This is a genomic window from Pseudomonas sp. LTR0, from assembly GCF_036630035.1.
GTDB classification, from domain to species: Bacteria; Pseudomonadota; Gammaproteobacteria; order Pseudomonadales; family Pseudomonadaceae; genus Aquipseudomonas; species Aquipseudomonas putida_Y.
Map to the genome: position 1 here is coordinate 2,310,981 of NZ_CP123734.1, position 25,453 is coordinate 2,336,433.

The following is a 25,453-nucleotide window of genomic DNA, read 5'->3' on the forward strand; positions in this document are numbered from 1 at the left end:
CACCACCAGCACCCCCCAAGTAGTTACGGGGTGCTGGCGCGTCTTCATGCACGCTTGAGCCCCCGCACTTCTCACTGAATAAAAGATATTGAACGGTATCTTTGTGCTCGAACTTTTTACGTTAAAAGTTCGCGGGATAACTATTGCCCTGTGTTTATGAAAAGGAATCAAGCCATGGATTGTGCGAGTAGAAAGTTCGCTGCCGAAACAACTTCCGACTCTCGGCAGCGGACAGACAACTGTCGGAAAGAACCAGCATTATTCAGCGACCCGACATGCCTTCGTTCACCGCCTGAGTGAAACGTCTGTGTGTCGTGCCGCCGCAGCGGCAGGAGCACAGCAACATGACTGTCAAACACCGTAACACCTCATCGGCCAAGGCCGAACGCGAAACCCGCCTGTCCACCCGCGCCGCCCGTGAAGCGCGCAATGGCCTGGCGGTCACCCTCGCCAACCTCGATGCCAGCGAACAGGGCCTGACCGAGCACGAAGCCGCCAAGCGCCTGGCGCGCGATGGGGCCAACCAGGTTGCCCACGACCCGCAACCCCACGCCCTGGTGCAGCTGCTCAAGGCCCTGAACACCCCGTTCATCTATGTACTGCTGACCCTGGCCGGTATCAGCTTCGTCACCGACTACTGGCTGCCGGTCAGCGCAGGCGAAGCAGACGACGCCGACCTGACCAAGGTCATCATCATCATGACCATGGTCAGCCTCAGCAGCCTGCTGCGCTTCTGGCAGGAGTACCGCTCGAACAAGGCTGCCGATGCGCTCAAGGCAATGGTGCGCACTACTGCCACTGTGTTGCGTCGCGAGCAGGTCGGCCAAGCCCCGCGCCTGCGCGAAGTGCCCATGGACGAACTGGTGGCTGGCGACATCGTGCAGCTTTCTGCAGGTGACATGATTCCCGCCGATATCCGCCTGCTCGAAGCGCGTGACCTGTTTATCAGCCAGGCCGTGCTCACTGGCGAAGCGTTGCCGGTCGAAAAGTACGACACCTTGGGCAATGTCGCGCAGAAGTCCGCCGCCGAGCATGGCGCCCGCCAGGACAACCTGCTCGAGTTGCCGAACATCTGCTTCATGGGTACCAATGTGGTCAGTGGCCGCGCCCGCGCCGTGGTGGTCGCCACCGGCCGACGCACCTATTTTGGCTCGCTGGCCAAGGCCATTGCCGATTCGCGCAGCCAGACCGCTTTTGACCGCGGCGTGAACAGCGTCAGCAGCCTGTTGATCCGCTTCATGCTGGTGATGGTGCCAGTGGTATTCATGATCAACGGAGTGGTGAAAGGCGACTGGGGTGATGCCTTCCTCTTCGCGCTTGCCGTGGCAGTGGGCCTGACCCCGGAAATGCTGCCGATGATCGTCAGCGCCAACCTGGCCAAGGGCGCCGTGGCCATGGCCCGGCGCAAGGTGGTGGTCAAACGCCTGAACGCCATCCAGAACCTCGGCTCCATGGATGTGCTGTGCACCGACAAGACCGGTACGCTCACCCAGGATCGGATCATCCTCGAGCACCATGTGCGCTTCGACGGCCAAACCGACAAGCACATCCTCGAACTGGCCTGGCTCAACAGCCATCACCAAAGCGGCATCCGCAACCTGATGGACCAGGCCGTGCTGCATTTCGCCCGCCAGGACCACCAGTTCCAGGCGCCTTACGCCTACGCAAAGGTCGACGAACTGCCGTTCGACTTCATCCGCCGCCGCCTGTCAGTGGTGGTGAAGAATGCCTTGGGCGATCACCTGCTGGTAAGCAAAGGGGCGGTCGAGGAGATGCTCGCCATCGCCACCCATGTGCAGAAAGGCGACAAGGTCGTTGCCCTTGATCCGTGCCGTCGCCAGCAGCTGATGGCCAGGGTCGATGCCTTCAACCAGGACGGCTTCCGCGTGCTGGTGGTTGCCACCCGGGAGATCCCGGCGGCCGAAGGCAAGGCGCAGTATCACACCGAAGATGAGCGCGATCTGGTCATCCAGGGCTTGCTGACCTTCCTCGACCCCCCCAAGGAAACTGCCGGCCCGGCCATCGCCGCCTTGCGCGACATGGGCGTGCAGGTAAAGGTACTGACCGGCGACAACCCGGTGGTCACGTCCAAGGTCTGCCGTGAAGTGGGCCTGGCGCCAGGCCAGCCCTTGCTCGGCCAGGACATCGAGGGCATGGACGACACCACCCTGAAGCTTCAGGTGGAGGAGCGCACCGTCTTCGCCAAGCTCACCCCGCTGCAGAAATCACGGGTGCTCAAGGCCCTGCAGGCCAATGGTCACACCGTGGGCTTCCTTGGCGACGGCATCAACGACGCCGCCGCCCTGCGCGACGCTGACGTCGGTATCTCGGTGGACAGCGGCACCGACATCGCCAAGGAATCAGCCGACATCATTTTGCTGGAAAAGAGCCTGATGGTGCTCGAGGAGGGCGTGCTCAAAGGCCGCGAAACCTTCGGCAACATCATGAAGTACCTGTGCATGACTGCCAGCTCCAACTTCGGCAACGTGTTCTCGGTCCTGGTGGCCAGTGCGTTCATTCCGTTCCTGCCGATGCTGGCGATTCACTTGTTGCTACAGAATCTGATGTACGACTTTTCCCAGCTGTCGTTGCCCTGGGACCGCATGGACAAGGAGTTCGTCAGCAAGCCACGCAAATGGGATGCCCGCAACATCGGCCGATTCATGTTGTGGATAGGTCCTACGTCGTCGATCTTCGACATCACCACGTTCGCCCTGATGTGGTACGTGTTCGCCGCCAACAGCGTCGAAATGCAGGCGCTGTTCCAGTCCGGCTGGTTCATCGAGGGGTTGCTGTCCCAGACGCTGGTAGTGCACATGCTGCGCACTCGCAAGGTGCCGTTCTTCCAGAGCACCGCTGCATTGCCGGTGGTATTGGCAACAGGGCTGGTCATGGTATTGGGTATCTATATCCCGTTCTCTCCTGTGGGCGCGATGGTTGGCCTGGTGCCGCTGCCGTGGGAGTACTTCCCTTGGCTGGTCGCTACCCTGCTGGGCTACTGCGTGGTCGCCCAGGCCATGAAGACCCTCTACATCCGCCGTTTCGGCCAGTGGTTCTGAGTCATTCAAGGAGAGCCGACCATGCGAGTACTGATCTGTGCAGGACGCAATTACGCAGACACCCGGCGCTGCCGGCAGGCCTTGGACGACGTCCAGCGCCAGCGGCCGATCCGGGTGTTGATCCACGGTGGCAGCCAGTTTCTTGGCGGGGAAATTGAAAGCTGGGCACGCGAGCATGGCGCCGATCTGGTGCGTTACCCACCAAACTGGCAGCTGCACGGCAAGCAGGCCGAACGCTTGCGCAATCTGTTCATGCTCAATGACAGCCGCCCTGACTTGTTGCTTGCCTTGCCCGGCGGGGATGACACCGAGGAGCTGCTGGCCAGGGCCCGTGGCGCCGAGGTTCAGGTGATGTGCGCCAGGCAACCACGTCAGCCTGAGCGGGGCGATTGCAGCTAATGCAGCGCCTGGGGCCGTGCGGTACCTGTGGGAGCGGGCTTGCCCGCGAAGCAGGCGCCTCGGTTTCACGGCCTCAAGCATTGCGCAGCCGCCCTGGGCGGCTGCTCAGCCTGGCTGCGTCGCCAGATCGTTGCTGACGTTGCGCCCCAGCACCAGCACGGTGACAAAGCCACAGCCCACCAGCGCCGTGGCCAGGCTCAGCAGTACCGCAGTGCCCATATGGTCTACGACTTGCCCGCCGAAGAACGAGCCCACGGCAATGATTACCTGGAACATGGCCACGAACAGTGGCATGCCACGCTCGACGTCCTTGGGCGCCACGACAAACATCCAGATATTGGCGCAAGCCGGGAACGCACCGAAGGCAAAGCCCCACAGTGCGATCAGCATCGCGGCACCCGTCATGCCGGTGGCGAAGTGCGGGAACAGGGCGGTGCTGACTGCGATCATGAGCGCGACCAGCATCAGCGTATGCCGCACGCTGCGGTTGGCAGCAAAGCCGGCGAAGATGTTACCCATGAAGCCGGCCACGCCATACAACAGCAATAATGAACCGATCGTAGGCCCGTCAAAGCCGGCATTCTGTTTGAAAAACGGTGCGACATAGGTGTACGCAGCAAAGTGTGCCAGGCCGATCAGCAATACGGCGATCAAGCCGACCCGTGCTTGCGGGTTGATGAACAACGCCGGCAGGTCGCGAATGCGGATGGCCTTTTCCGGCATCAGCCGCGGCAGCAGGAATACCTGTGCCAGCAGCACCGGTACGCCTACCAGTGCAGTGACCAGGAACGTCATGCGCCAGCCCATCAGGCCACTCAGCCAGGTGCCCACAGGCACGCCCACTACCGTCGCCAGGGTTACGCCCGCCATGATGATGGAGTTGGCTTTGGCTACGCCCATCCCTTCAGGTGCCAGGCGGCCGCTGAGGGCGATGGCTGTGGCCCAGAAGCCGCCAATACTGATACCCAGTAGCACACGGCCGGCCAACAGCAGGCTGAAGTCGCCGGCGTAGGCCACGATGGCGTTGGCAATGATCATGATCAGCGTCAGGCCGATCAGCAGGTAGCGCCGGTCCAGCGCGCCCACGCCTACGGAAATCAATGGGGCGGCCAATGCAGCCATGATGCCGGGCAAGGTCACCATCAGGCCGGCAAGGCCTGCACTGATGCCAAGGTCGCTGGCCACATCGTTTAGCACCCCCACCGGGAGGAACTCACTGGTGACCAGGGCGAACGCACCCACGGCTACCGAGAGGATTGCCAGCCATTGCTGGGTGACACTCTGTTGATTGTGTTCGGGAAGGCCGCGAGGGGCCTGGCTGTTGCTTGGCATGGGTTAGGTTCCATGAGGGATCTCGCCTGTAGCAGGCGCAAGAGCGGGGGGATTTGCAGGCGATTGTAGAGACGGCCTTGCCTGGCCGACAGGCAGGCCGCTCGATAGTAATCATCAGCGCAATCGATGAAACGTCTTGCGTAGAGCGGCTGCTCTGAGCAATGGCGTCCCGCTTGCGAATGCTATGGGCGGGGGCTTTATTCCCTAACCCGTTCGCCGTCAGGCTAGCCAAGGGCGCTTGTGCTTGACCCGGACAGGTGCAACAGGCGGCAGTGCAGCGTGCTTATGCCGCCTATGGTGCCACCAGCACATCACACAGTGATTCGTTCAGCACATGCTTGGTGACGCTGCCGACCAGCAGCTCCTCCAGCGCGCTTGCTCCCTGCTTGCCGACCACAATCAGGTCGCACTCCAGCTCCTGCTCCTGCTCGACAATGCACCAGCCCGGGTTACCGTGCACCAGGACCTGCCGCGCATCGGCCATGCCGGCAGCCTCACTCAACGCCGCGAGTTGTGCTTCTGCATCCTTGCGAATGACATTGCGGTAGTGGGTGAGGGTGCCGTGGTCGATATGGGCGAAGCGCACGCTGGCTTCAAACGGGGCTTCGTACACATGCAGCAGAATGATCTCCGCTTGCGGGGCAATGGCCTTGGCCAGTTTGAGGGTGCGCAGTGAAACGGGCGAAAAATCGACTGGCACCAGCACAGTGCGGTAGGCATCACGAGGGGCCGGCTTGACCACGAGCAAAGGGCAGGGCATGTGGTTGAGCATTTTCTGCACGGTTGAACCCAGCAGCAGGCGCCGCGCCACGCTCTGGCCCCTGGCCCCACACACCAGCAGGTCGCTGTGCTTGTCCTGCACCACCCGGTTGATCTCCGTGATCACCGAGCCGCCGGCGACCTGCACGCCAGCGGAGATACCGTAACGCTGGAACAGCAGTGCTGCCAGTGCGTGGGTTTTCTCGCCTGCGCAATCCAGTACGCGTTTCAACAGATCGTCATCAGGCGTCACCAACTGTTTGAGGCGCTCGAAGGGTGCCGGGTTGGCAACGTAGAGCAGGTCCAGCGAGGCCTGTTGCGCATCGCTCAGGTAGGCAGCGCGCTCAGCGGCGTTGCGGGCATGTGGGGAAAGGTCGGTGGCAACCAGTATGTGTTTCAGCGGGTTCATGTGGGGCTCCTTGGCCAAGGCCGCGCACAGCGATCAAGCGGTAAACCTTGAGCACTGTGCGCCTGGCGGTGCTTGAGTCATTCCTTGCGTGCAGCCATCGTCGCGCGAACTCGGCGCGAGGGCTTGATTTGGGTCAATGACGTGTAGGTGCGGCGGCGGATCATGCCGGCAACAGCACGCAACCGGGCGCAGCCAGACCCTGACGTTCAGGCAGTAACGGCCGACCACTGCTCGAACGCTGCCTGCATGCTTTGCCGGGTCTGTGCGTCGGCGGGGATCAGGTGTTCGATGCGCAGTGACTGCACGGTGACATCCAGCGGCATGCCGAAGGTGGTGAACGTGGACAGGAACCTCAGCTCGCCATACGGGGTGTTCACGCGGGTCAGCAGCAAAGGGGTGGCTGTTGCCATCTGGCACGGGCTTGCCGGGGGCGGCAAGTCGCGCAAGCGCGCTGCCAGTGCCGGATTGCCTGCGGCCTCCCTGGATGCGCGGTGCCAGGCAGCAGCGCGGATTTCCGGCGCGTTGGCCATATGATCACCCAGACCACCGGGGCACAGCAGTGTCTGCAGCAGGTTGAGGCCGGTCGCCGGCTGTGCGCTGACACCGGCCATCGCCAGCAGCAGGCCGGTACTGGCATTGGCGGCGATGACGTCCCAGTTGCTGTCGATGACGATCGCCGGAGCGGGGTTGTTCACCTGCAGAATATGCTCGATGGCAGTATTCACCAAGGCCAGTTCAGGCGCATCGAGTGGTGTGGCGGCGTAGCGGGGCGCGTATCCTGCAGCAACGAACACTTCGTTGCACCGCTCCAGCGGTGCATCCAGGGCCGACAGGAGGGCATGCAAGGTGCCTGGGCTGGCTTTGGCGCGTCCTGTTTCCACACAGCTCAGATGACGCTGCGACAGTCCCGTCAGCAGCGCCAGTTCCAGCTGGCTGAGTTTGGCCTGACGGCGCAGTTCGCGAAGATGCTGGCCCGCTGAGATGTGTGGGGCAGGGGTGCTGCGATGGAACAGATGATGATTCATGCGTTGCCCTGATCGTCCTTGAGTACAAGCAACCCTATCAATTTGCGCGGCGTTTGTGTTGGTGGTTGTCAGGCCGCCGCGAGTGCTGCCTAGGCGTGATCGGAAGGCTCGTCAGTCCCCTTTCTGGATCTTGCGCAAGATGTTTCGCCTTTTGCGCGCCATACATACCGGTAGGGCTGAGCGTTGTGCAGCGCTAAAAATGTATTAATGGAACCGGCCAATTCGCATGTCGAACTGAGGCTGCCGTCGCGTGGGTAAACAGTGATATCCCGAAAAATGCGCTCAACTAAGTTAATCCAGGAGTTGAAGGTCGGAGTGAGTGTATATGAAATACGTTGATGTCGCTTGAATAACTGTTTGAAGAGAGGCGTTTCCCTCAGCTGTTTTTTCGATCAAACTCGCCTTCTGCGGGATTTCCTGATGCTGTGCAACATGAATTAACAGATTGTCTCGTTGTTTTTTGCAATGGGATACTACTCAGCTAGCCTTGGATGTGCTTGAGGAAATGACGACATGGATGTCGGGTGTTGGTGGCAAGGAGAACTTCCTGGCTAACAACCCTCGGCGCTGGCTAGTACTATTCGTGCTGTCTTTTGCGCTGCTGTTGGTCGCGATCGGTATGGCCGTTCTCTAGATCGCGCTTCTGACCCTCACCCATGCATCTCGATACATCCACTACCGACAAGTTTTTGATCGTCAACATGTATCCATCGATCGTCGCTGGCTTGCTATTGGGTGCGGGCATCCTCGGTGACAGGGTGGGGCGCCAACGCCTCTTTGTTGGAGGTCTGGCGATTGGAAGCAGGTTGTTCGCTGGGTCATGTTTTCCGCGATCGGAATACTTATCTTCAGCGCTATCATTGCAGGTATGAATTTCCGACGGACCCCCGTCTTGTTCAACGAATAAGCACAATTTTTCAAATAATGTTTGTTGATCTCCACCTGGGTGTCGCTCAGGAGAAACTGATAGATCTGCTACTAGGGGACTTCTGAAATGATGCTGGATTTAATGGGTAGATTTCAATGGGGCTCGGATTTCTACCAGATAACGGTCCACCGAATAGATCATGGTGCTTGGTGCTCCTGATCCTGTCCTCTTCTTCCTCCGTTGGCTATATAAGCGTTACACGCATAGCAGGAGTTTGTCAGCATGAAAACTGGTATTTATGCCAGTAGTGGTTTCAGGCTTGTTATGAGACAGTCGTGCTAAAGGCAGCTTTGAGGTGCACGCTGATGGCACGAAAAATTAAAAATAGCATGGATGAAAGTCAATGCCAGTTGTGGCGGGCTCTCAGCTATACACCTTATGGATACTGCTCGGGATGTTCACAGTTAATTGCATTTAATGGCGAGCGAGAAGATCCAGTAACTGGGCACTATCTGTTGGGTAATGGCCATCGAGGGCTCAATCCTGTCTTAATGCGTTTCAACTCCCCAGACAGTATGAGTCCGTTCGGGCGGGGTGGGACTAATTCTTATTGTTGTTGCCTTGGGGATCCAATAAATTTACGAGACCCGAGCGGGCGTTTTCCAGTGCCAACATTTTTATCTCGATTCTTCAGGTGGGCTGGCCTAAAAGCTGGCTTCATTAAGGAAGCGAAAGGGGCGGGTCGGTTATTCAACGCGGTTACTACAAGCCAGACCAAAATATATACCCGAGAAACGAGAGCGAGGTCTGCCTCCGCACCGTCGCTTGCTTCTAGTGCGCCTGGTGTGGAGGACATCAGTGACTGGGATTATCTTGGAGCTCACGGAAGTTCGAAGGAGCATGGCCCCAGCTTGATGTCAGGGCTTGATCCAGCGTTTCAAGGTTCCAGCCATGCTCAACTGTTTGGAAAGGGATTCTATCTTGCTCCTGATCCGTACCACCCTTTTATGTACGCTCGAAGTCTTTGGATGCGCGGGAAAACACCAGAGTTATACGGAGTTTATATCAAATACGCCAGTCGCCTCAAATTAGGGCGAGACTATTCGATTAGAGTGCGTGAGGGCGTCGCAGAGATGCGTAGAAATTTAGAAATTGTCATCAGGGAGCCTGCATATCATTTAATTGCAGTCCGGTCAGGTATAAGAGATTCTGTAGTGCTTCTTAGGCCTAACGAGGCGCCATTTTGAGGGGCAGTGGAACCTTGTGTAAGCTTAGGTTCTGTATGAAGACCTTTGAAACCTCACTGGAGTCTCTGGAAGCCGATTTTCCGTAGATTTCTCGCTTTTTAGGCGAAGGATTCTGCCATGTCCAAGCGATACGAACTTTCCGATGCAGAATGGGAAATAGTCGCGGACCTCTTCACCGCACATCGACGTACAGGACGCCCAAGAGTCGATGATCGCTTGATGCTCAACGGCGTTTTATGGGTGCTGTGCTCCGGTGCAACCTGGCGGGACATGCCAGAACGATTCGGGCCTTGGTCGACGGTCTATCAACGATTTCGAGACTGGCGAAATCAAGGAATTTTCAACAAGATGCTCACGCGGTTACACCTCAAGCTCAATGCGCAGGGCCTGATTGACTTGAACACTTGGTGCATCGACTCAACCGCCGTGAGAGCCACCCGTGCCTCTTCAGGCGCAGGCAAAAAAGGGGGGCGAAGAACCAACGGACCACGCACTTGGACGAAGCCGGGGCGGGTTGGCGACGAAAATTCACATGGTCAGTGACGCTCGTGGCATCCCACTCCACTTCACGCTCTCAGGCGGAAACGCCAGCGACATCTCCCATGCTCAACGACTGCTGGACGGTGTCCACATCCCTTCGAGTCGAGGCCGGCCACACAATCGTTGCCGTTTGCTCTTGGCCGACAAAGGGTATGACGCAGAATCCTTGCGGCAATGCTGCGACCGCTATCGGATGCAACCGGTGATTCCGCTACGTGACATGAAACGTATGCCGAAGCCGGGTTTGCCGCGGCTGTTTGACAGGCCCAAGTATCGGCAACGCAATTCTATCGAACGTCTATTGGGTTGATTGAAGGAGCACCGCCGTCTGGGTACACGCTATTGCAAGCTGGCGGAAAGCTTCGCTGCGATGGTCTCGCTGGCTTGCTGGCGGCGGTGTCTACGACATTACTTTTCATACAGTGCCTAGGGAAGGTTTCAAGTAGCCCGGTAATTTGGGCAGCCTTCTGGATTGAGCAAAGGCAGTGGGCGATGATCATACGTTGCCCTGATCGTCCTTGAGTGCAATGTCCATGACCTCACGGGTCATTGAGTGCAAGCAACCCTATCACTACTGTGCCGGCAAACCCTATCAAGGAGAGCCATATGGGCTTGCGTATCTGCGCGCTGGCGGTACTGGTGCTGTTTTCGCTGTACACCGGCTGGACGCTGCTGATTGCCGAGCAATCGCTGCTGGCATTCGGGTTGGCACTGCTGGCGCGGCCGGACACCGCCCAGGTGGTCATCGACCTGTACCTGATGGCCGGGCTGGCCGGTTGCTGGATGATGAGAGACAACCGCGTGCGCGGCAGAGCCGGGATCGCGGTGCTGCCTTACCTGATGCTGACCGTCATGTTCGTTTCGCTGGGGCCGTTGCTGTACCTGGTAACCAGAGGCGTTGCCGAGGGGCGCCAGCCATGAGCGGTGCTCTGCAGGTCTATGCGCTGTGCGTGGTGGTGCTGTTCCTCAAGATGTTCCTGGTTTCCTGCTATCAGGGCTATCACCGCTTGCGCTTCGTCGCGTTCACCAACCCGGAGGACGCTGCCGTGTTCAGGCGCGTCGCCCAGGCCGTTGAACGCCCGCAGGTGACACGTGCTGCCAAGGTATGGGCCAATGATCTGGAGAACATTCCCATATTCTTTGCCCTCGGCGGGCTGGCTGTCGCGTTGGAAGCAGCCACGCAACCGGTGCTGTGGCTGAGTACGGTGTTCACGGTTGCCAGGGTCCTGCATACGCTGGCCTATCTGCGGGGCCTGCAGCCATGGAGAACGTTGTTCTATGGCATCGGGGTCATTTGCCTGCTGGGCTTCTGCTCACTCATCGCAGCGAAAATAGTCGGCTGACCCAAAATATTGCATGAGTCATCTTGATGCTTTCACATAGCAGTACTAATACTTAAGCACTGCCGAAGGGGATGATCATGCAGACACGCTTCGTTGTGGTTCCCGCAGTGCCACCCAAGAAAGAGGCTTATCCTCGACGGCTTGGCTTTCCTGCCGCACTGGCGGAGGGGTACGACCTCTATGACACGCAAGACAAGATGCGTCTGAGCCTGAACTTTTCCACCCGTGCCCAAGCCGAGTTCGAATGTGCATGCCGCAACCGCTGTGGGGATGCCGGTGATGCAGATCTCGCCAGTATTGGTTGATCGCCTGCTGTGGCCCGTTCTTGTTTCTGGTGCTGCTTTGCAGGGTCTATCGCCACATTCAAGCGTTTGCGATGAGGCTGGAACCGTTTCAGGGTCCCGGCTCAGCGGCTGATGGCACAGGCAAAAAGCTCTACCGCGCGGCTTGCCATTCAACAGTCACAAAGTTGTAACACAGCTGATGCAAAGTGTGCTGGCCATCACACGGAGCACTTTTTTGATGAAACGCCTGATGAAGTCTGCTGCACTCGCCGTTGCGGTTTCCCTTTGCGCCACCTCGGCAGCCTTTGCTGCAGAAAACGTCCGCTTGACCGGTTCGGGCGCCAGCTTCCCTGCACCGATCTACCTGACCTGGTTCAAGGACTTCAGCAAGAACACGGCTGGCGTCACCGTCGATTACCAGTCCAAGGGCAGCGGCGCGGGCGTTCAGGACTTCCTGAACAAGACCGTCGACTTCGCCGCCAGCGACTCGGCCATGAGCGAAGCAGACATTGCCAAGGTTGGCGAAGGCGTGCAGTTGCTGCCAATGACCGCCGGTGAAATCGTCCTGGCTTACAACCTGCCGGGTAACCCTAAAGGGCTGAAGCTGCCGCGCGACGTCTACTCCAATATCTTCCTCGGCAAGATCACCCAGTGGAACGACCCGCAAATCGCTGCGGCCAACCCTGACCTGAAGCTGCCTGCCACCCCGATCACCGTGGTCGTGCGTGCCGACTCCAGCGGCACCACTGCCGTCTTCACCAAGCACCTGTCGGCCATCAACGCTGACTTCAAGCAAGGGCTGGGCGAAGGCAACACCGTCAACTGGCCGGCCACCGACAAGTTCATCAAGTCGCCGAAGAACGACGGCGTAACCGCCACCGTCCGCCAGACCCCGGGCGCTATCGGCTACATCGAGTACGGCTTCGCCAAGCTGGCCAAGGTCGACTTCGCCATGTTGCAGAACAAGGCTGGCCAATACGTCGTGCCGAATGCCGAGAGCGGTGCCGAAGCACTGGCTGCGGTGAACATGCCGGAAAACCTGGTGGCCTGGCTGCCTGACCCGGACGGTGCCAAGTCCTACCCGATCACTTCCTATACCTGGATGATTTTCCGCAAGGACAACGGCAACCCGGAAAAGGCCAAGGCCATGCGTGAAATGGTCGAGTACAGCCTGACCAAAGGCCAGACCATCGCCGACTCGATGGGTTACATCCCGCTGCCGCCGTCGGTAGTCGACCAGGTGCGTAAAGCGTCCGCCAACATCCAGTAATACCCAGGCGCTCCCGGTATTGGCATGAAGCCGTGCCGGGGGTGTTTGTCTCTTGTCCCGGAACTCGCCAATGAACACACCTTTTGCCATACCGGATAACCCCGACTCCGCGTGCCAGCCACCGTCTGCGAAAGACTTTCTGGTCGATCGCACCTTCCGTGCGCTTGCGCGCATTGGCGTGGTGCTGGTGCTGGCGCTGGTCTTCGCGCTGGTCTACGAAGTGGGCCGCAAGGCACTGCCCGGCATTGAAAAGCACGGTTTTGACGTGTTGTTCGGTAGTGTCTGGGACGTTAACCAAGGCAAGTACGGTATTCTGCCAGCGATCTGGGGCACGCTGTACAGCGCCTTGATCGCCCTGTTGATCGCCGGTTTCTTCGGCGTCAGCATGGCCATTTTCCTGACCCAGGATTTCCTTCCGGCCAAGCTTGCCGCGGTGTTTCGCACCATCGTCGAGCTGCTCGCCGCCATCCCCAGCGTGGTGTACGGCCTGTGGGGCATCTATGTGGTCATCCCGGCGATTCGCCCGCTGACCGCCTGGCTGAACAGCGAGCTGGGCTGGATCCCGTTTTTCGGCACCTCCCTCAGTGGCCCAGGCCTGCTGCCTGCGGCGCTGGTACTGGCGATCATGATCCTGCCGACCATCGCTGCGGTTTCCCAGGATGCGCTGACCAGCGTACCGATGAAAACCAAGCAGGCTGCCTACGGTATGGGTACCACCCACTGGGAAGCCATCCTCAAGGTGATGGTGCCCTCGGCGGCTACCGGCATCTTCGGTTCGCTGGTGCTGGGCCTTGGCCGTGCACTCGGTGAAACCATGGCGCTGGCCATGCTGGTCGGCAACGCCAACACCATTTCCCTGTCCTTGTTCGCACCGGCTAACACCCTGGCGGCGCTGCTGGCGCTGAACTTCCCGGAAGCCGGCCCGAACGAGGTCGAAGTGCTGATGTACGCGGCACTGGTACTGATGTTCATCACCCTGCTGGTGAACGTCCTCGGCTCGATGATCATGCTCTACGCCCAGCGTGGTAACAAACAATGACTGACCTGACGACCCCTGTAGCCGCGTTGCCCAGCCTGCAGCGCAAGCTGGAAGGCCGTGCCCTGCGCAGCCTGATCCTGACCACGCTGGCCTGGTTCGCGGCACTGGTGGCCAGCGTGCCGCTGATTTCCGTGCTGTACATGCTGATCACCCGCGGTGGCGCACGGCTCAACCTGGAAGTGTTCACCGAACTGCCACCTACCGGTTTCGAAATGGGCGGCGGCTTCGGTAACGCCATGGCCGGTACCTTCGTCATGGTCGGCATTGCCGCCGCCATCGCTGTGCCGGTCGGTATCCTGGCAGCGGTGTTCCTGGCCGAGCTCGGCCCCGACAGCAAGCTGGCCAATGCTGCGCGCTTTGCCGCCAAGATGCTCACTGGCCTGCCATCGATCCTGGCCGGTGTGTTTGCCTACGCCCTGGTGGTGATGACCACCGGTACCTACTCGGCACCGGCAGGCGGCGTGGCGCTGGCGGTGCTGATGCTGCCGATCGTGGTGCTGACTGCCGAAGAGTCGATGAAGATGGTGCCCAAGATCATGAAGGACGCCGCCTACGGCATGGGCTGCACCCGCGCCCAGGTCATCTGGAAAATCGTGCTGCCTACCGGCCTGCCGGCCATCCTTACCGGGGTGATGCTGGCCGTGGCCCGCGCCGCTGGCGAAACCGCGCCACTGCTGTTCACCGCGTTGTTCAGCAACTACTGGATCTACCACGACGGCGACCTGGCGGTGATGAACCCCACAGCCTCGCTTGCGGTACTGATCTACAACTTCTCCGGCATGCCGTTCGACAACCAGCTCGAGCTCGCCTGGGCGGCCTCGCTGGTGCTGGTCATGATCGTGCTGGTCATCAACATTTTGAGCCGAGTCTTCGGCAAGCCCAAGTATTGAGAAAGGGAGCATCCAACTTGAACGTATCCACTGCGCAAAGAGCCGCTCCCATGGTCAGCGAAGCCCCCATTGTCATGGACTGCAAGCTCGACAAGATTTTCTACGGTAACTTCATGGCCGTGCGTGACAGCCATGTGCCGATCAGGAAAAACGAGATCACCGGTTTTATCGGCCCTTCGGGCTGTGGCAAAAGTACCGTGCTGCGTAGCTTGAACCGTATGAATGACCTGGTGAAGGGCTTCCGCTTCGAAGGCCATGTGCACTTTCTTGGGCAGGATGTCTACGGCAAGGGCGTCGACCCTGTTGTGGTGCGCCGCTATATCGGCATGGTGTTCCAGCAGCCCAACCCGTTCTCGATGAGCATCTTCGACAATGTGGCCTTCGGCCTGCGCCTGAACCGCTATAAAGGCGACCTGGGCGATCGCGTGAAGCACGCCTTGCAAGGCGCCGCGCTGTGGGACGAAGTGAAGGACAAGCTCAAGGTCAGCGGGCTGTCACTGTCTGGTGGCCAGCAGCAGCGCCTGTGCATCGCCCGTGCCATCGCCACCGAGCCGGAAGTGCTGTTGCTGGACGAGCCCTGCTCGGCACTCGACCCGATCGCCACCCGCCGCGTGGAAGAACTGATGGTCGAGCTGAAGAAGGACTACACCATCGCGCTGGTGACCCATAACATGCAGCAGGCGATTCGTGTGGCCGACACCACCGCGTTCTTCTCGGTCGACATTTCCCAGGGCACCCGCACCGGCTATCTGGTCGAGATGGGCGCAACCGCGCAGATTTTCCAGAACCCGCGCGAGCAGCTGACCAGCGATTACATCAGCGGCAAGTTCAGCTGAGTCATGCAAGCCCAAGGTGGCCAGGTGTTGCAGCCAGGATGGTTGCGACGCCTGGCCGCGTTACCTTCCGTTAAAGTGTTACCCAGGATTACCAATGCGAGCGACACGTCGTCTTGATCTGTCAGCGGTAGAGCGCGCACTGCGCGAGGTGCAGGGCCGTTTTACCGAACTCAGCCAGCATTTCACCGAACCGCGGGACCCGTTTACCGACGAGGTGCTGCTGAATGTGGTTGAAGGCTATGCGCTGATTGACGACTATGTCGCCCGCGGTATCGACCTGTTCGACCTGCAACAGCTGAACCTGATGCTGGAAATCAATGCCACCGTGCTATGCGGCAGCGATCCGGCCCGTCGCCTGGAGTTCGCCCCGCACCTTGCAGCGACCGAGGCACATTTTTTCAACAACGTGGAAGGTGGCATCAAGGATTTGTACAACTGGTACTGCTCGTACCGCAGCGATTCGATCTGGAAGCGGGCCGCGGGTGTGTATGTACGGATCCTCAGCAAGCCGCAGCTGTTCATCGAAGGCAACAACCGCACGGGTTCGCTTATTGTCAGCTATTTGCTGATGCGTGCCGGGCTGCCGCCATTCGTGCTGTCGCTGGATAACGCCGAGGGTTACTTCAACCCGTCCTCGGTCATACGCAACTCCGCCAAACACGGTGTCAAGGCTTTGTACGAACTCCCCAAGATCAAGAAAAAGTACGCCGCTTTCCTGGAAGCGAAGGCGCCTGAGCCCGGCAAGTTCTTCCTGAGCGGCACGCCCGAGCCTGCCTGTGAGGGGAGCCGCTGATGCAACATTCATCACTGTTCGCCCGAGGGCGGCAAGCCATCGAGCGCAAGCTCAAGCGTGGCCAGGTACGCATTTCGTTCGATATCGACGACACGCTGGCCTGCCTGCCCGAGCACGCTGCTGCCGAAGACAGCAAGCTGCCGGGTTTCGTCCATCGCTGGCTGGGTGAGCCCCTGCGCAGCGGCACCCGTGAACTGATCCGCGACCTGCGCCGCCAGGGCTGCAGCATCTGGATCTACACCTCGTCGGGGCGCACCCCGGCTTACATCCGCCGGTGGCTGATGCTTTACGGCATTCATGTCGATGGCGTGGTCAACAGTGATCGGCACCAGCATATCCTGGCCCAACGTGGGCTGGAAAACTCTCCCTCCAAGCTGCCTTCGGCTTTTGATATTGATCTGCACGTAGATGATTCCGAAGGTGTGCGCCTGGAAGGTGTCGACCACGGTTTCCGCGTGGTGGTGGTGTGCCCGAAGGATGAGCACTGGGCGCAGAAGGTGAAGGATGCGGTGGTGGATGTGCAGGCACGGCTGGCCTGGCAGCAACCGCACCGTTATGAAATGCCCGCTTGCCAGCGTTCGCAGGCACTGGCTTCCTGAACGGACGCAATGCCAGCGACCGCGTAGCATCCTTCGCGGGTAAACCCGCTCCCACAGACGCTCGCAACCTTCGGGTCTTGCACGGCACCTGTAGGAGCGGCTTTAGCCGCGAACACCGGCAATGCCGGTGCCATCCCCCGCGCATCTTCAACACAGCCACGCCTGCAATTGACCGTACTAACCCGCTCATGCAGCGGTACTGATACCTGCCTACCACTCATGTCTAAGTCCTAAGTCTCGAACCCAGACCCAAGCAGGTACCGGGACCAAATCACCGGGCCACACCCTCCCGCCCCAAAGCACTCGCCACCCCACGCCAAAGCAGCGTTCCTGGCAATTTGCCCACTTCTGATAATCGCCTCCGACATCCCGTCCCCGTTTGGAGCGCGCCATGCACAACAACAATAAGCACCTGCCGCCTCGTTTTCTCGCAGCCGCCATCGCCAGCTTTTCTGCGCTTGGCCTGAGCAGCGTCGCCGAAGCCGAGATCATGCTGTACGACAAGGACCAGACGACGTTTTCCACCGATGGCTATATCAACGCCTTCTACGTCAACAGCAAGGTCGACCGCGAGGGCGAGCAGTTTGACCGCCGCCAGTCGCGGGTGAAGATGGGCTTCTTGCCCAACTACCTGGGCTTCAACATGGGCAAGCAGGTGGATGACCTGAAGCTCGGCGCGCGTGCCTCGTTCTGGGTAACCATCAACGACAGTGAAACCAACGGCACCGACACCGCCATCGACGTACGCCAGTTTTACGGCACGGTGGCCAACCCCGAGTGGGGCGAGGTGCTGATCGGCAAGGACTTCGGGCTGTTCGCCCGTTCCAACATCCTGCTCGACGAACTGCTGGCCGGCTATGGCCAGGTCAGCGACACCCTGGGGCTGGTGGACGGCGGCGGGGTGTCATTCGGCAACATTGGCAGCGGTTACCCGTACCCGTTCCCAACCTCGCAGATCACCTACCGCACGCCAGTGATGGACGGCCTGCGGGTGGCGGTGGGCATCATGGACCCGGTGGACACCAACGACAGCAGCCCGACCGGAAAGGCCTACCAGGAAAACCCACGCACCGAGAGCGAGATCACCTACCAGTTCGACCTGGGTGGGGCGCAGATCTACAGCTGGATAAACGGCAGTTACCAGACCTCGGACAATACTGACTCCACGGTAGAGACGGTCACTTCCAAGGGGGTGGGTTACGGGGTGCAGGCAAAGATGGGCGGCTGGTCGCTGACCGGCTCGGGGTTCCAGGCCAAGGGCATCAACCCGTTCTTCACCAACAATGCCGGCGAACCGGTTTTGCGCAATGTCGACAGTGACGGCTACCTGCTGCAGGGCTCGTACAAGTTCGGCAAGAACCGCGTGGCGCTGTCCTATGGCAAGACCAAGGACGATGGCAATGGTGCGGTTGACAGCGGTGCGGACTACGAGACCCGGGGTGTGGCGCTGTTCCATGACATCAACGACAACCTGAAACTGGTGGCCGAGTACAACCAGTTTTCCATCGACGGGCATGACACCAGTGCGCAGAACGAAGACACCGATACCTTTGCCGTGGGCGCGGTATTGACCTGGTAAGCGCCCGGGGCCGCAAGGCGGCCCCGATTGACGCGGCCTTTTACGCCCATGGAACCGCCCACCCGCTACCCAAGTAGCATTCGTCACCCGCTACCACCTCCTTAAACTGATCGCTCAGCCACCCCGTGCCGGAGACCACGATGCAACAGGCTCATAACGACGGTGTGGTCAGTGCCATGTCTCAGGCTACCGACGCACGGCTGGCCGCCCAGGACCTGGCGCGGCAGTTGCTGCACCCGCATTTGGGTTTCGTGCTGTTCTTCTGTTCCGCCGAATACGACTTGCAGGCTTTGGGCGAAGCGTTGGAGCAGGATTTTGGCGGCATACGCCTGGTCGGCTGCACCAGCGCCGGTGAAATCACCCCGCTGGGCTACGGCCGTAATTGCGTGACGGCGGTGGGCTTTGATCACCGACACTTTTCGATCGCCACTGCGTTGATCGATGAGATGGAGCGCTTCAGCCTGATCGACGCGCAGCAGATGGTCGAGCGCTTGGTCGGCACCTGCCGCAGCAATACCCTGGCGCCAATCAAGGGCCACAGTTTTGCACTCACACTGCTCGATGGCTTGTCCAGCCGCGAGGAAATGGTGCTTGCCGCACTCAGCGCAGCACTGGGGGATATCCCGCACTTCGGCGGCTCGGCCGGTGACGACAACTACCTGAACCGCACCCATGTGTATTACGGCGGTACATTCCACAACGGCGCAGCCGTGGTGGTGCTGGTCAACACCTGGCTCGACTTCGAAGTGTTCACCACGCATCACATCCTGCCGCGCCAGGAAAAGCTGGTGGTAACCGGTGCCGACAGCGCCCAGCGCCGGGTTTTCGAACTGAATGCCGAGCCGGCGGCGGAGGAGTATGCCCGCCACATCGGTGTGCCCGTGGATGCGCTCGATCACCGGGTGTTCGCCGCCCACCCGCTAGCCGTGCGCATTCATGATCAGTACTACGTGCGGGCGATCCAGCAAATGCATCCTGACCTCAGCCTGAGCTTCTACTGCGCGGTGGAGAACGGCATCGTGCTCACGGCCATGACTCCGGGCCCGCTGTTGCCGAACCTGCACCAGCTGTTCGATGGCCTGCACCAGCGCCTCGGCCCGTTGTTGCTGACTATCGGTTGTGATTGTTTCCTGCGGCGGCTGGAACTGGAGGCCCATCACGGCCTGGAGCCGGTCGGCGCGTTCCTGCGCGAGCAACGGGTGATCGGTTTCAACACCTACGGAGAACAGTTCAATGGCATGCACATCAACCAGACCTTCACCGGGGTCGCCATTGCCCGCAACCGGCCTCCTGTCGGTCGCTGAACTGCAGGCCGAGCTGACTCGGCTGCAGCACCAGAACCACAAGCTGCAGCGCATCAATGACGCATTGATCGAGCGCATCGAGTCGGGTGTGACCCGGGGCAATGACCCATACGCCGCGTTCCAGCATTCGGTGGTGCTGGCCGAGCAGGTGCGCGAACGCACTGATGCGCTGAACCAGGCCATGGCCGAGCTCAAGGCCGTCAACCGCCTGCTCAGCGAGGCCAGGCAACGGGCCGAGACGGCCCACCAGCACCAGATTCGCCTGATTACCGACAACGTCCCGGCGCTGATCGCCTACCTGAACGCCGATCTGGTCTACGAATTCACCAACAAGGTTTACGAAGAGTGGTATTGCTGGCCGCATGGCGTGATGCTGGGCCAGAGCCTGCGCGCGGCCCACAGCGAGCAGCACTACCAGCGCCTGGAAGGCTACGTGGTACGGGCGCTGGCGGGGGAGAGCGTGACGTTTGAATTTGCCGAAACCAATATCAACGGTCAGGAACGCTATATGCTGCGCTCCTACGTACCGAACCGCCTGGCCAGTGGCGAAGTGGTGGGTATCTTCGTGTTGATTCGCGACATCACCGAGCGCCGCAACACCGCACAGGCCTTACACCAGGCCTATCAGCACCTGGAGCAACGGGTGCGCGAACGCACTGCCGAACTGACCAGCCTCAACGACCAGTTACTGCGTGAAATTGAAGAGCGCAGCCAGGCCGAGTCGCGTCTGCGCGAGGCCAAGCGCGAGGCCGAGCAGGCCAACCTGTCGAAAACCAAGTTCCTTGCTGCGGTCAGCCATGACCTGTTGCAACCGCTGAACGCGGCGCGGTTGTTCACCAGCGCGTTGCTCGAACGCGACGAGCCGCAAAACGCTGCCCACCTGGTGCGTAATGTCAGCAATTCGCTGGAGGATGTGGAAAACCTGTTGGGCACGCTGGTAGATATTTCCAAGCTCGATGCTGGCGTGATCAAGGCCGATGTCGCCCCGTTCGCCCTCAGCGAGCTGATGGACAACCTGGCCGCCGAATACGCCCAGGTGGCGCGTAGCGAAGGGCTGGCGCTGCACTTTGTGGGGTGTTCTGCCGTGGTGCGCAGTGACATTCAGCTGCTGGCGCGCATCCTGCGCAACCTGCTCAGCAATGCCATTCGCTACACCCGCAGTGGGCGCGTGGTGCTGGGGTGTCGGCGCCAGCGCGGTGGCGTGCGGATTGAAGTATGGGACAGCGGCATCGGCATTGCCGAAGAACATCTGGAAGACATGTTCCTGGAGTTCAAGCGTGGTGATGTGCAGCGCCCGGACCAGGACCGTGGGCTGGGCCTGGGCCTGGCGATCGTGGAGAAGATCGCCGGCATCCTCGGCCACCGGATCCGCGTGCGGTCATGGCTGGGCAAAGGGTCAGTGTTCGCAGTCGAGGTACCGCTGAGCGCCACCGCCCCCAAAGCCCAGCCGAGCCAGGCGATATGCGAGCCGATGCTCGAACGCCTGCGCGGGGCGCGGGTGTGGGTGCTGGATAACGATGCGGCGATTTGTGCGGGCATGCGCACCTTGCTGGAAGGCTGGGGCTGTCGGGTGGTCACTGCGCTGTCGGAGGAAGACCTGGCGCGCCAGGTGGACAACTACCACGCCGAGGCCGACCTGTTGATTGCCGACTACCACCTGGACAACGACTGCAATGGTGTCGACGCCGTAGCGCGGATCAATGCCCGCCGTGCCCAGCCGCTACCGGCGCTGATGATCACTGCCAACTACAGCAACGATCTCAAGCAGCAGATCCGCGAGCTGGGTCACACGCTGATGCACAAGCCCGTAAGGCCGATGAAACTCAAGACGGCGATGAGCCATCTGCTGGCCAGTGGCGTGGCATAACGGGTGGCCGCTTCGCGGGTTTATCCGCGAAACGGCGGGCAGGGATCAACGGCGCAGATAATCAGCAAAATCGATATCGCCGGCACTGAGAATGGCTTGTACCCGGTTGTGCACATTGAGTTTGCGCAAGATCGCCGAAACATGGGCCTTGACCGTGGTTTCGGCGATGTCCAGCGTGTAGGCGATCTGCTTGTTCGATTCACCTTTGGTCATGCGCTCGAGCACCAGCAGTTGCTTACGGGTCAGGGCTTGGAGCATTTCCGGCGGGAAGCTCGGTGCATCGTTATGGCGCCGGCTGGTACTGCTTTTCTGCGCGCGGATGATGTCTGGCGGCAGGTAGACATTGCCATTGAGGATTTGCTCGATCGCTTCGATCATCTGTGAGCGTGGCGACGACTTGGTGATGAAGCCCACGGCACCATAGGTAATGGCCTGCAGCACGATCTGCTTTTCCTGCTCGGCCGAAACGATGACCACCGGCGTGGTCGGCGCCTCGTTGCGCAAGGTGATCAAGCCATTGAGGCCGTGCATGCCGGGCATGTTCAGGTCGAGCAGGATCAGGTCGAGGTCGTCATGCGCCTGGGTCAGGGCCAGGGCGCTTTCAAGGTCGGCGGTCTCCATGACCTCGCTGCCCTGGAAACCATCGCTGATGACGTTGTGGATGGCTTCGCGAAACAGGGGGTGATCGTCGGCAATCAGAATTTTGTACATGGCCTTTTCACCTTGTTTTTATTGGATGGAGCGGGGCACGCATATGCAGGCATTTCAGGGGAACGGTACCGGTTGTGCCGGCTGCAATGGCAGGTTGGCTTGCTGCCAGGCATCCAGGCCGTCGCGGTACCAATACAGGTTGTTATAGCCCAAGGCTTTCGCGCGTTTTACCGCGTTCCAGCTTAACCAGCAATCGGAGCGGCAGTAAAAGACTAGCGGTTGGTCCGGGTGACCGGCCGTGGCTCTTTGCAGGTTACGCACGAAGTAGTCCTGCCATGCCGGGCTCAGTGCGCCGTTGCCGGTGTTGGCCAGCCACAGGCTGCCGGGGAGGTTACTGTGCGGTTCGTCTTCTATGAAGCGACCTTGCAGCCATTGACGGCGATAGACGTCGATCAGCACCGGCCTGGGCGTCTGGCCCAGCAGGCCTTGCAGTGTGGCGGTGTCGATGACCTGGCCGCCTTCGACCTGTTGCGGGGTCGGGCTGCGATAGTGCGTGGTGCGATAGCCGTCGGCGGAGAACAGCGGCGTGGTGTCGGCGTGGGCGATACCCAGCGACAGACTCAGCGCAAGGGCAACCAACAAAGGGCGCGGGGCACGTGGCATGGTTTTATCCTTCTTGTTATAGGCCCATTACATGCCAGGGACGGTGCGTTGTGAATGCGACGATTAGACAGCAAAGGCGGTACTAAAGTAGTAGATGGCCGGGCGCAAAGGGCGCTGCGCGCCTCTCCACATGAACCTTCGGCTTGTGGCCGCTCAGCGTGGTTTGCGCAGCGCCGCGTGCTGGGGGTTGAAGGTGAGTATCGCCAGCAGGGTGAACAATGCGGTCAAGCCCAGGCATACCGCCAGCGCCAGCAGGTTCAATCGCTCATAAAGTGCAAACCGCACCAGCTCTACGGCATGGGTGAACGGGTTCACAGCACACAGCCAGTACAACCACTGACTGGCCTCGCGCATTTTCCACAGCGGGTACAACGCCGAAGACAGGAAGAACAGCGGGAAGATCACGAAATTCATCACCCCGGCAAAGTTCTCCAGCTGGCGAATCGCGTTCGACAGCAATAGCCCCAGGGCGCTGAGCATGAAGGCTACCAGCAGCAACGCTGGCAGTGCCATCAGCAAGCCCGCAGCCGGTGGCTGTACCCCGTATAACCAGGCGATGGCGAGGAAGGCATAGACTTGCAGCAGGGAAATCAACGAAGTTGCCAGCAGTTTGCTGCCCAGCAGGAATGGGCGTGGCAGCGGGCTGGTCAGCAACACGCGCATGCTGCCCATCTCGCGGTCGTAAACCATCGACAGTGAGCCCTGCATGCCGTTGAACAGCAGAATCATGCAGGCCAGGCCGGGGATGATGTACACCTCGTAGGGGATGTAGGTGTCGTAGGGCTCGATGATGGCAATGCCCAGCGCTGCGCGAAACCCGGCAGCGAATACCAGCAACCACAGCAACGGGCGCACCAGCGCGCTGAGCAGGCGTGTACGCTGCAGCACGAAGCGCAGCCACTCGCGCAGCATGATGCCGTTGAAACATTGCCAGTAAGCGTTCATCGGGCGTTGGCTCCTGAGGGGGCGTTGGTCAAGCGGGCAAAGGCGTTATCGAGGTCACCGCCGTGCTCAAGGCTCAGTGCATCGGCGGTGCCACTGGCCACCAGGCGCCCCTGATGCAGAATCAACAGGTCATCGCTAGGCTGCACTTCGTCCAGCAGGTGAGTGGCCCACAGCACACTGAGCTGCTGCTCGCGGCACAACCGGCGCAGGTGCTGGTTAAGCGCCAGGCGGCTGGCCGGGTCGAGGCCGACGCTGGCTTCGTCCAGCAGCAGCAGGCGCGGTTCATGCAGCAGTGCGCGGGCAATTTCCACCCGCCGCCGATGGCCGATGTTCAGTTCACGCACACGATCGCGCCGGCGTTCACCAAGGCCTTGGCGGGCCAGTTCGGCTGCGACCCGCAGGTTGCTCTGGCGCCGCGACAGGCCATGCAAGGCGGCGTGATAGCGCAGGTTTTGCTCAACGCTCAGGTCCAGGTCCAGGGTGCTTTGCTGAAACACCACGCCCAGCTGGCGCAAGGCCGGGCGTGCAGCGTTGCGTAGCGAGCAGCCGCACACGCGGATGTCGCCATGCTGCAGGTCGTACAGGCGCGTGAGTAGGGCGATCAAGGTCGACTTGCCGGCACCATTGGGGCCCAGCAATGCGGCGAAGCGCCCGGGTGCCAGGCTGAAACCGACCTGCCTGAGTGCCTCGCGCTGGCCATAGGCAAAGCTCACGTCACTGACATCGAGGGCGTTCATGGTGTCACCACCACACCCCAGGGGTAGCGCCCGACCTTCACCGACTTGAGCACTTTGAGGTTCTTTGCATCAATGACCGAAACGTCACCGCTGACACCGTTGGTGGCCAGCAACTGGCGCTGGTCCGGGGTGAATGCCAGCTGCCAGACCCGCCGCCCGACCAGCAGGTAGTCGAGCACGTCAAAGGTCTTGGCATCGACCACCGCCACGTGGTTAGCCGGGCCCAAGGCGACAAAGGCGTACTTGCCATCGGCGCTGAGCTTGATGCCCACTGGCTGGACTTTGTCGGGGTGTACGCCCTTGATCTGGAAGTTCAGGGTTTTCAGCACCTGGCGCGTGGCCACGTCGAGTATGGTCACCGTGCCGCCGATCTCTGCCGAGGCCCACAGGTGCGAACCGTCTTTGCTGAACTCGACGAAGCGCGGTCGCTGGTCGACCAGCGTGCTTTCGGCCAGGGTCTGGGTGCTGGTGTCGATCCAGTGCAGCATGTTGGTGGTCTCGCTGGTGTTGACCGCCCACTTGCCGTCAGGGCTGACCGCCATGCCTTCGGGTTCGATGCCAACGTCGATCTGCCCGAGTACCTTGTCGGTGACGGTGTCGATCACGGTCACGAGCGCGTCGTCCTCGTTGGACACATACAGCCAGCGGTCGTTGGGGTGCAGGGCGAACTGCTCGGGGTCCTTGCCGGAAGGCAGCTCCTTGATGATCTTGCGGGTGGCCACGTCCATCACCTGCACCCGGTCCGAATCGCTGGCGCAGATATACAGCAGCTTGCTGTCGTGCGACAGCAGCAAGCCACGCGGGCGCTGGCCCACCGGCAGGGTTTCGGTGACTTCCAGCGTTTGCATGTCGATCAGGCTGAGGCTGTTGTCCTTCTCGTTGGAGACCCAGGCGGTGGCAGCCATGGCGTGACTGCTGGCCAGCGCCATGGCGCCCGACAGCAGGCTGGGGTAAATCAGGGCCCGGTGGAAGAGGGGGCGGCGCATGGCGAATTCCTTATTGTTGTGGTTGTCGG

At 60.4% G+C, this 25,453-nt stretch carries 22 protein-coding genes and 3 pseudogenes; 16 read left to right on the plus strand and 9 right to left on the minus strand.

Annotated elements, in window-relative coordinates; translation table 11 throughout:
• The first annotated feature begins 344 nt into the window (after positions 1-344).
• Both mgtA and QCL51_RS10585 read left to right on the plus strand, forming a co-directional pair.
• Complete coding sequence (mgtA, locus tag QCL51_RS10580) at positions 345-3,059, plus strand: magnesium-translocating P-type ATPase (protein ID WP_338444826.1); 2,715 nt, start codon at positions 345-347, stop codon at positions 3,057-3,059.
• A gap of 21 nt (positions 3,060-3,080) precedes the next feature.
• Positions 3,081-3,458 carry a DUF2493 domain-containing protein gene (locus QCL51_RS10585; protein WP_003254146.1) on the plus strand — a complete coding sequence of 126 codons (378 nt, stop codon included), beginning with the start codon at positions 3,081-3,083 and terminating at the stop codon, positions 3,456-3,458.
• Positions 3,459-3,563: 105 nt separating this feature from the next.
• Here QCL51_RS10585 and QCL51_RS10590 read toward each other — a convergent pair whose 3' ends face one another.
• The 4 genes and pseudogenes from QCL51_RS10590 to QCL51_RS10605 all read right to left on the minus strand — a co-directional run.
• On the minus strand, positions 3,564-4,790 hold the full coding sequence (locus QCL51_RS10590; protein ID WP_021784952.1) for an MFS transporter: 1,227 nt from the start codon (positions 4,788-4,790) through the stop codon (positions 3,564-3,566).
• Positions 4,791-5,082: 292 nt separating this feature from the next.
• The gene (locus tag QCL51_RS10595) at positions 5,083-5,958 is read right to left on the minus strand and encodes a universal stress protein (protein ID WP_021784951.1); all 876 of its coding nucleotides are present in this window, start codon (positions 5,956-5,958) and stop codon (positions 5,083-5,085) included.
• 206 nt (positions 5,959-6,164) lie between these two features.
• Positions 6,165-6,983: a helix-turn-helix domain-containing protein gene (locus QCL51_RS10600; protein ID WP_021784950.1), complete on the minus strand. Its 819-nt coding sequence runs from the start codon at positions 6,981-6,983 to the stop codon at positions 6,165-6,167.
• An 89-nt stretch (positions 6,984-7,072) separates the two neighbouring features.
• Positions 7,073-7,330: pseudogene (locus tag QCL51_RS10605) on the minus strand (IS630 family transposase); the annotation flags it as partial.
• A gap of 943 nt (positions 7,331-8,273) precedes the next feature.
• Between QCL51_RS10605 and QCL51_RS10610 the strand changes: the two are divergent.
• From QCL51_RS10610 to QCL51_RS10675, 14 genes and pseudogenes are all read left to right on the plus strand, one after another.
• A pseudogene (locus tag QCL51_RS10610) lies at positions 8,274-8,507 on the plus strand (RHS repeat-associated core domain-containing protein); the annotation flags it as partial.
• A gap of 708 nt (positions 8,508-9,215) precedes the next feature.
• A pseudogene (locus QCL51_RS10615) lies at positions 9,216-10,068 on the plus strand (IS5 family transposase).
• Between the two features lie 176 nt (positions 10,069-10,244).
• Positions 10,245-10,559, plus strand: a complete 315-nt coding sequence (locus tag QCL51_RS10620; protein WP_021784021.1) for a hypothetical protein — start codon at positions 10,245-10,247, stop codon at positions 10,557-10,559.
• A complete protein-coding gene (locus QCL51_RS10625; protein ID WP_021784020.1) occupies positions 10,556-10,981 on the plus strand; it encodes an MAPEG family protein in 426 nt (141 codons plus the stop codon). Before QCL51_RS10620 ends, QCL51_RS10625 begins: the two co-directional genes overlap by 4 nt.
• 71 nt (positions 10,982-11,052) lie before the next feature.
• Complete coding sequence (locus QCL51_RS10630) at positions 11,053-11,286, plus strand: hypothetical protein (RefSeq protein WP_021784019.1); 234 nt, start codon at positions 11,053-11,055, stop codon at positions 11,284-11,286.
• A gap of 217 nt (positions 11,287-11,503) precedes the next feature.
• Positions 11,504-12,535: a phosphate ABC transporter substrate-binding protein PstS gene (gene pstS, locus QCL51_RS10635; RefSeq protein ID WP_003254123.1), complete on the plus strand. Its 1,032-nt coding sequence runs from the start codon at positions 11,504-11,506 to the stop codon at positions 12,533-12,535.
• A gap of 70 nt (positions 12,536-12,605) precedes the next feature.
• Positions 12,606-13,574 (plus strand): phosphate ABC transporter permease subunit PstC, encoded by a 969-nt coding sequence (gene pstC, locus QCL51_RS10640; protein WP_004574212.1) that lies wholly within the window; start codon positions 12,606-12,608, stop codon positions 13,572-13,574.
• The gene (pstA, locus tag QCL51_RS10645) at positions 13,571-14,464 is read left to right on the plus strand and encodes a phosphate ABC transporter permease PstA (protein ID WP_064491590.1); all 894 of its coding nucleotides are present in this window, start codon (positions 13,571-13,573) and stop codon (positions 14,462-14,464) included. The genes pstC and pstA overlap by 4 nt, the downstream gene beginning before the upstream one ends.
• A 50-nt stretch (positions 14,465-14,514) precedes the next feature.
• Positions 14,515-15,300 carry a phosphate ABC transporter ATP-binding protein PstB gene (gene pstB, locus QCL51_RS10650; RefSeq protein WP_021784018.1) on the plus strand — a complete coding sequence of 262 codons (786 nt, stop codon included), beginning with the start codon at positions 14,515-14,517 and terminating at the stop codon, positions 15,298-15,300.
• 94 nt (positions 15,301-15,394) lie between these two features.
• Entirely contained in the window at positions 15,395-16,093 is a 699-nt protein-coding gene (locus QCL51_RS10655; protein WP_021784017.1) for a hypothetical protein, read from the plus strand.
• Positions 16,093-16,692, plus strand: a complete 600-nt coding sequence (locus tag QCL51_RS10660; RefSeq protein WP_021784016.1) for a hypothetical protein — start codon at positions 16,093-16,095, stop codon at positions 16,690-16,692. The genes QCL51_RS10655 and QCL51_RS10660 overlap by 1 nt, the downstream gene beginning before the upstream one ends.
• Positions 16,693-17,083: 391 nt before the next feature.
• Positions 17,084-18,271 (plus strand): porin, encoded by a 1,188-nt coding sequence (locus tag QCL51_RS10665; protein ID WP_021784015.1) that lies wholly within the window; start codon positions 17,084-17,086, stop codon positions 18,269-18,271.
• 140 nt (positions 18,272-18,411) lie between these two features.
• Positions 18,412-19,575: a nitric oxide-sensing protein NosP gene (nosP, locus tag QCL51_RS10670; RefSeq protein WP_103462384.1), complete on the plus strand. Its 1,164-nt coding sequence runs from the start codon at positions 18,412-18,414 to the stop codon at positions 19,573-19,575.
• Positions 19,544-21,442: a NahK/ErcS family hybrid sensor histidine kinase/response regulator gene (locus QCL51_RS10675; RefSeq protein ID WP_021784014.1), complete on the plus strand. Its 1,899-nt coding sequence runs from the start codon at positions 19,544-19,546 to the stop codon at positions 21,440-21,442. Before nosP ends, QCL51_RS10675 begins: the two co-directional genes overlap by 32 nt.
• A gap of 45 nt (positions 21,443-21,487) precedes the next feature.
• Here the strand turns inward: QCL51_RS10675 and QCL51_RS10680 are convergent, their stop codons facing one another.
• From QCL51_RS10680 to QCL51_RS10700, 5 genes are all read right to left on the minus strand, one after another.
• Positions 21,488-22,153 (minus strand): response regulator transcription factor, encoded by a 666-nt coding sequence (locus tag QCL51_RS10680; RefSeq protein ID WP_003254108.1) that lies wholly within the window; start codon positions 22,151-22,153, stop codon positions 21,488-21,490.
• Between the two features lie 54 nt (positions 22,154-22,207).
• On the minus strand, positions 22,208-22,756 hold the full coding sequence (locus tag QCL51_RS10685) for a PQQ-dependent catabolism-associated CXXCW motif protein (protein WP_028697255.1): 549 nt from the start codon (positions 22,754-22,756) through the stop codon (positions 22,208-22,210).
• A gap of 153 nt (positions 22,757-22,909) precedes the next feature.
• The gene (locus tag QCL51_RS10690) at positions 22,910-23,701 is read right to left on the minus strand and encodes an ABC transporter permease (RefSeq protein WP_010953586.1); all 792 of its coding nucleotides are present in this window, start codon (positions 23,699-23,701) and stop codon (positions 22,910-22,912) included.
• Positions 23,698-24,438: an ABC transporter ATP-binding protein gene (locus QCL51_RS10695; protein ID WP_028697254.1), complete on the minus strand. Its 741-nt coding sequence runs from the start codon at positions 24,436-24,438 to the stop codon at positions 23,698-23,700. Before QCL51_RS10695 ends, QCL51_RS10690 begins: the two co-directional genes overlap by 4 nt.
• The gene (locus QCL51_RS10700) at positions 24,435-25,424 is read right to left on the minus strand and encodes a YVTN family beta-propeller repeat protein (protein ID WP_274101520.1); all 990 of its coding nucleotides are present in this window, start codon (positions 25,422-25,424) and stop codon (positions 24,435-24,437) included. Before QCL51_RS10700 ends, QCL51_RS10695 begins: the two co-directional genes overlap by 4 nt.
• Positions 25,425-25,453 lie beyond the last annotated feature (29 nt).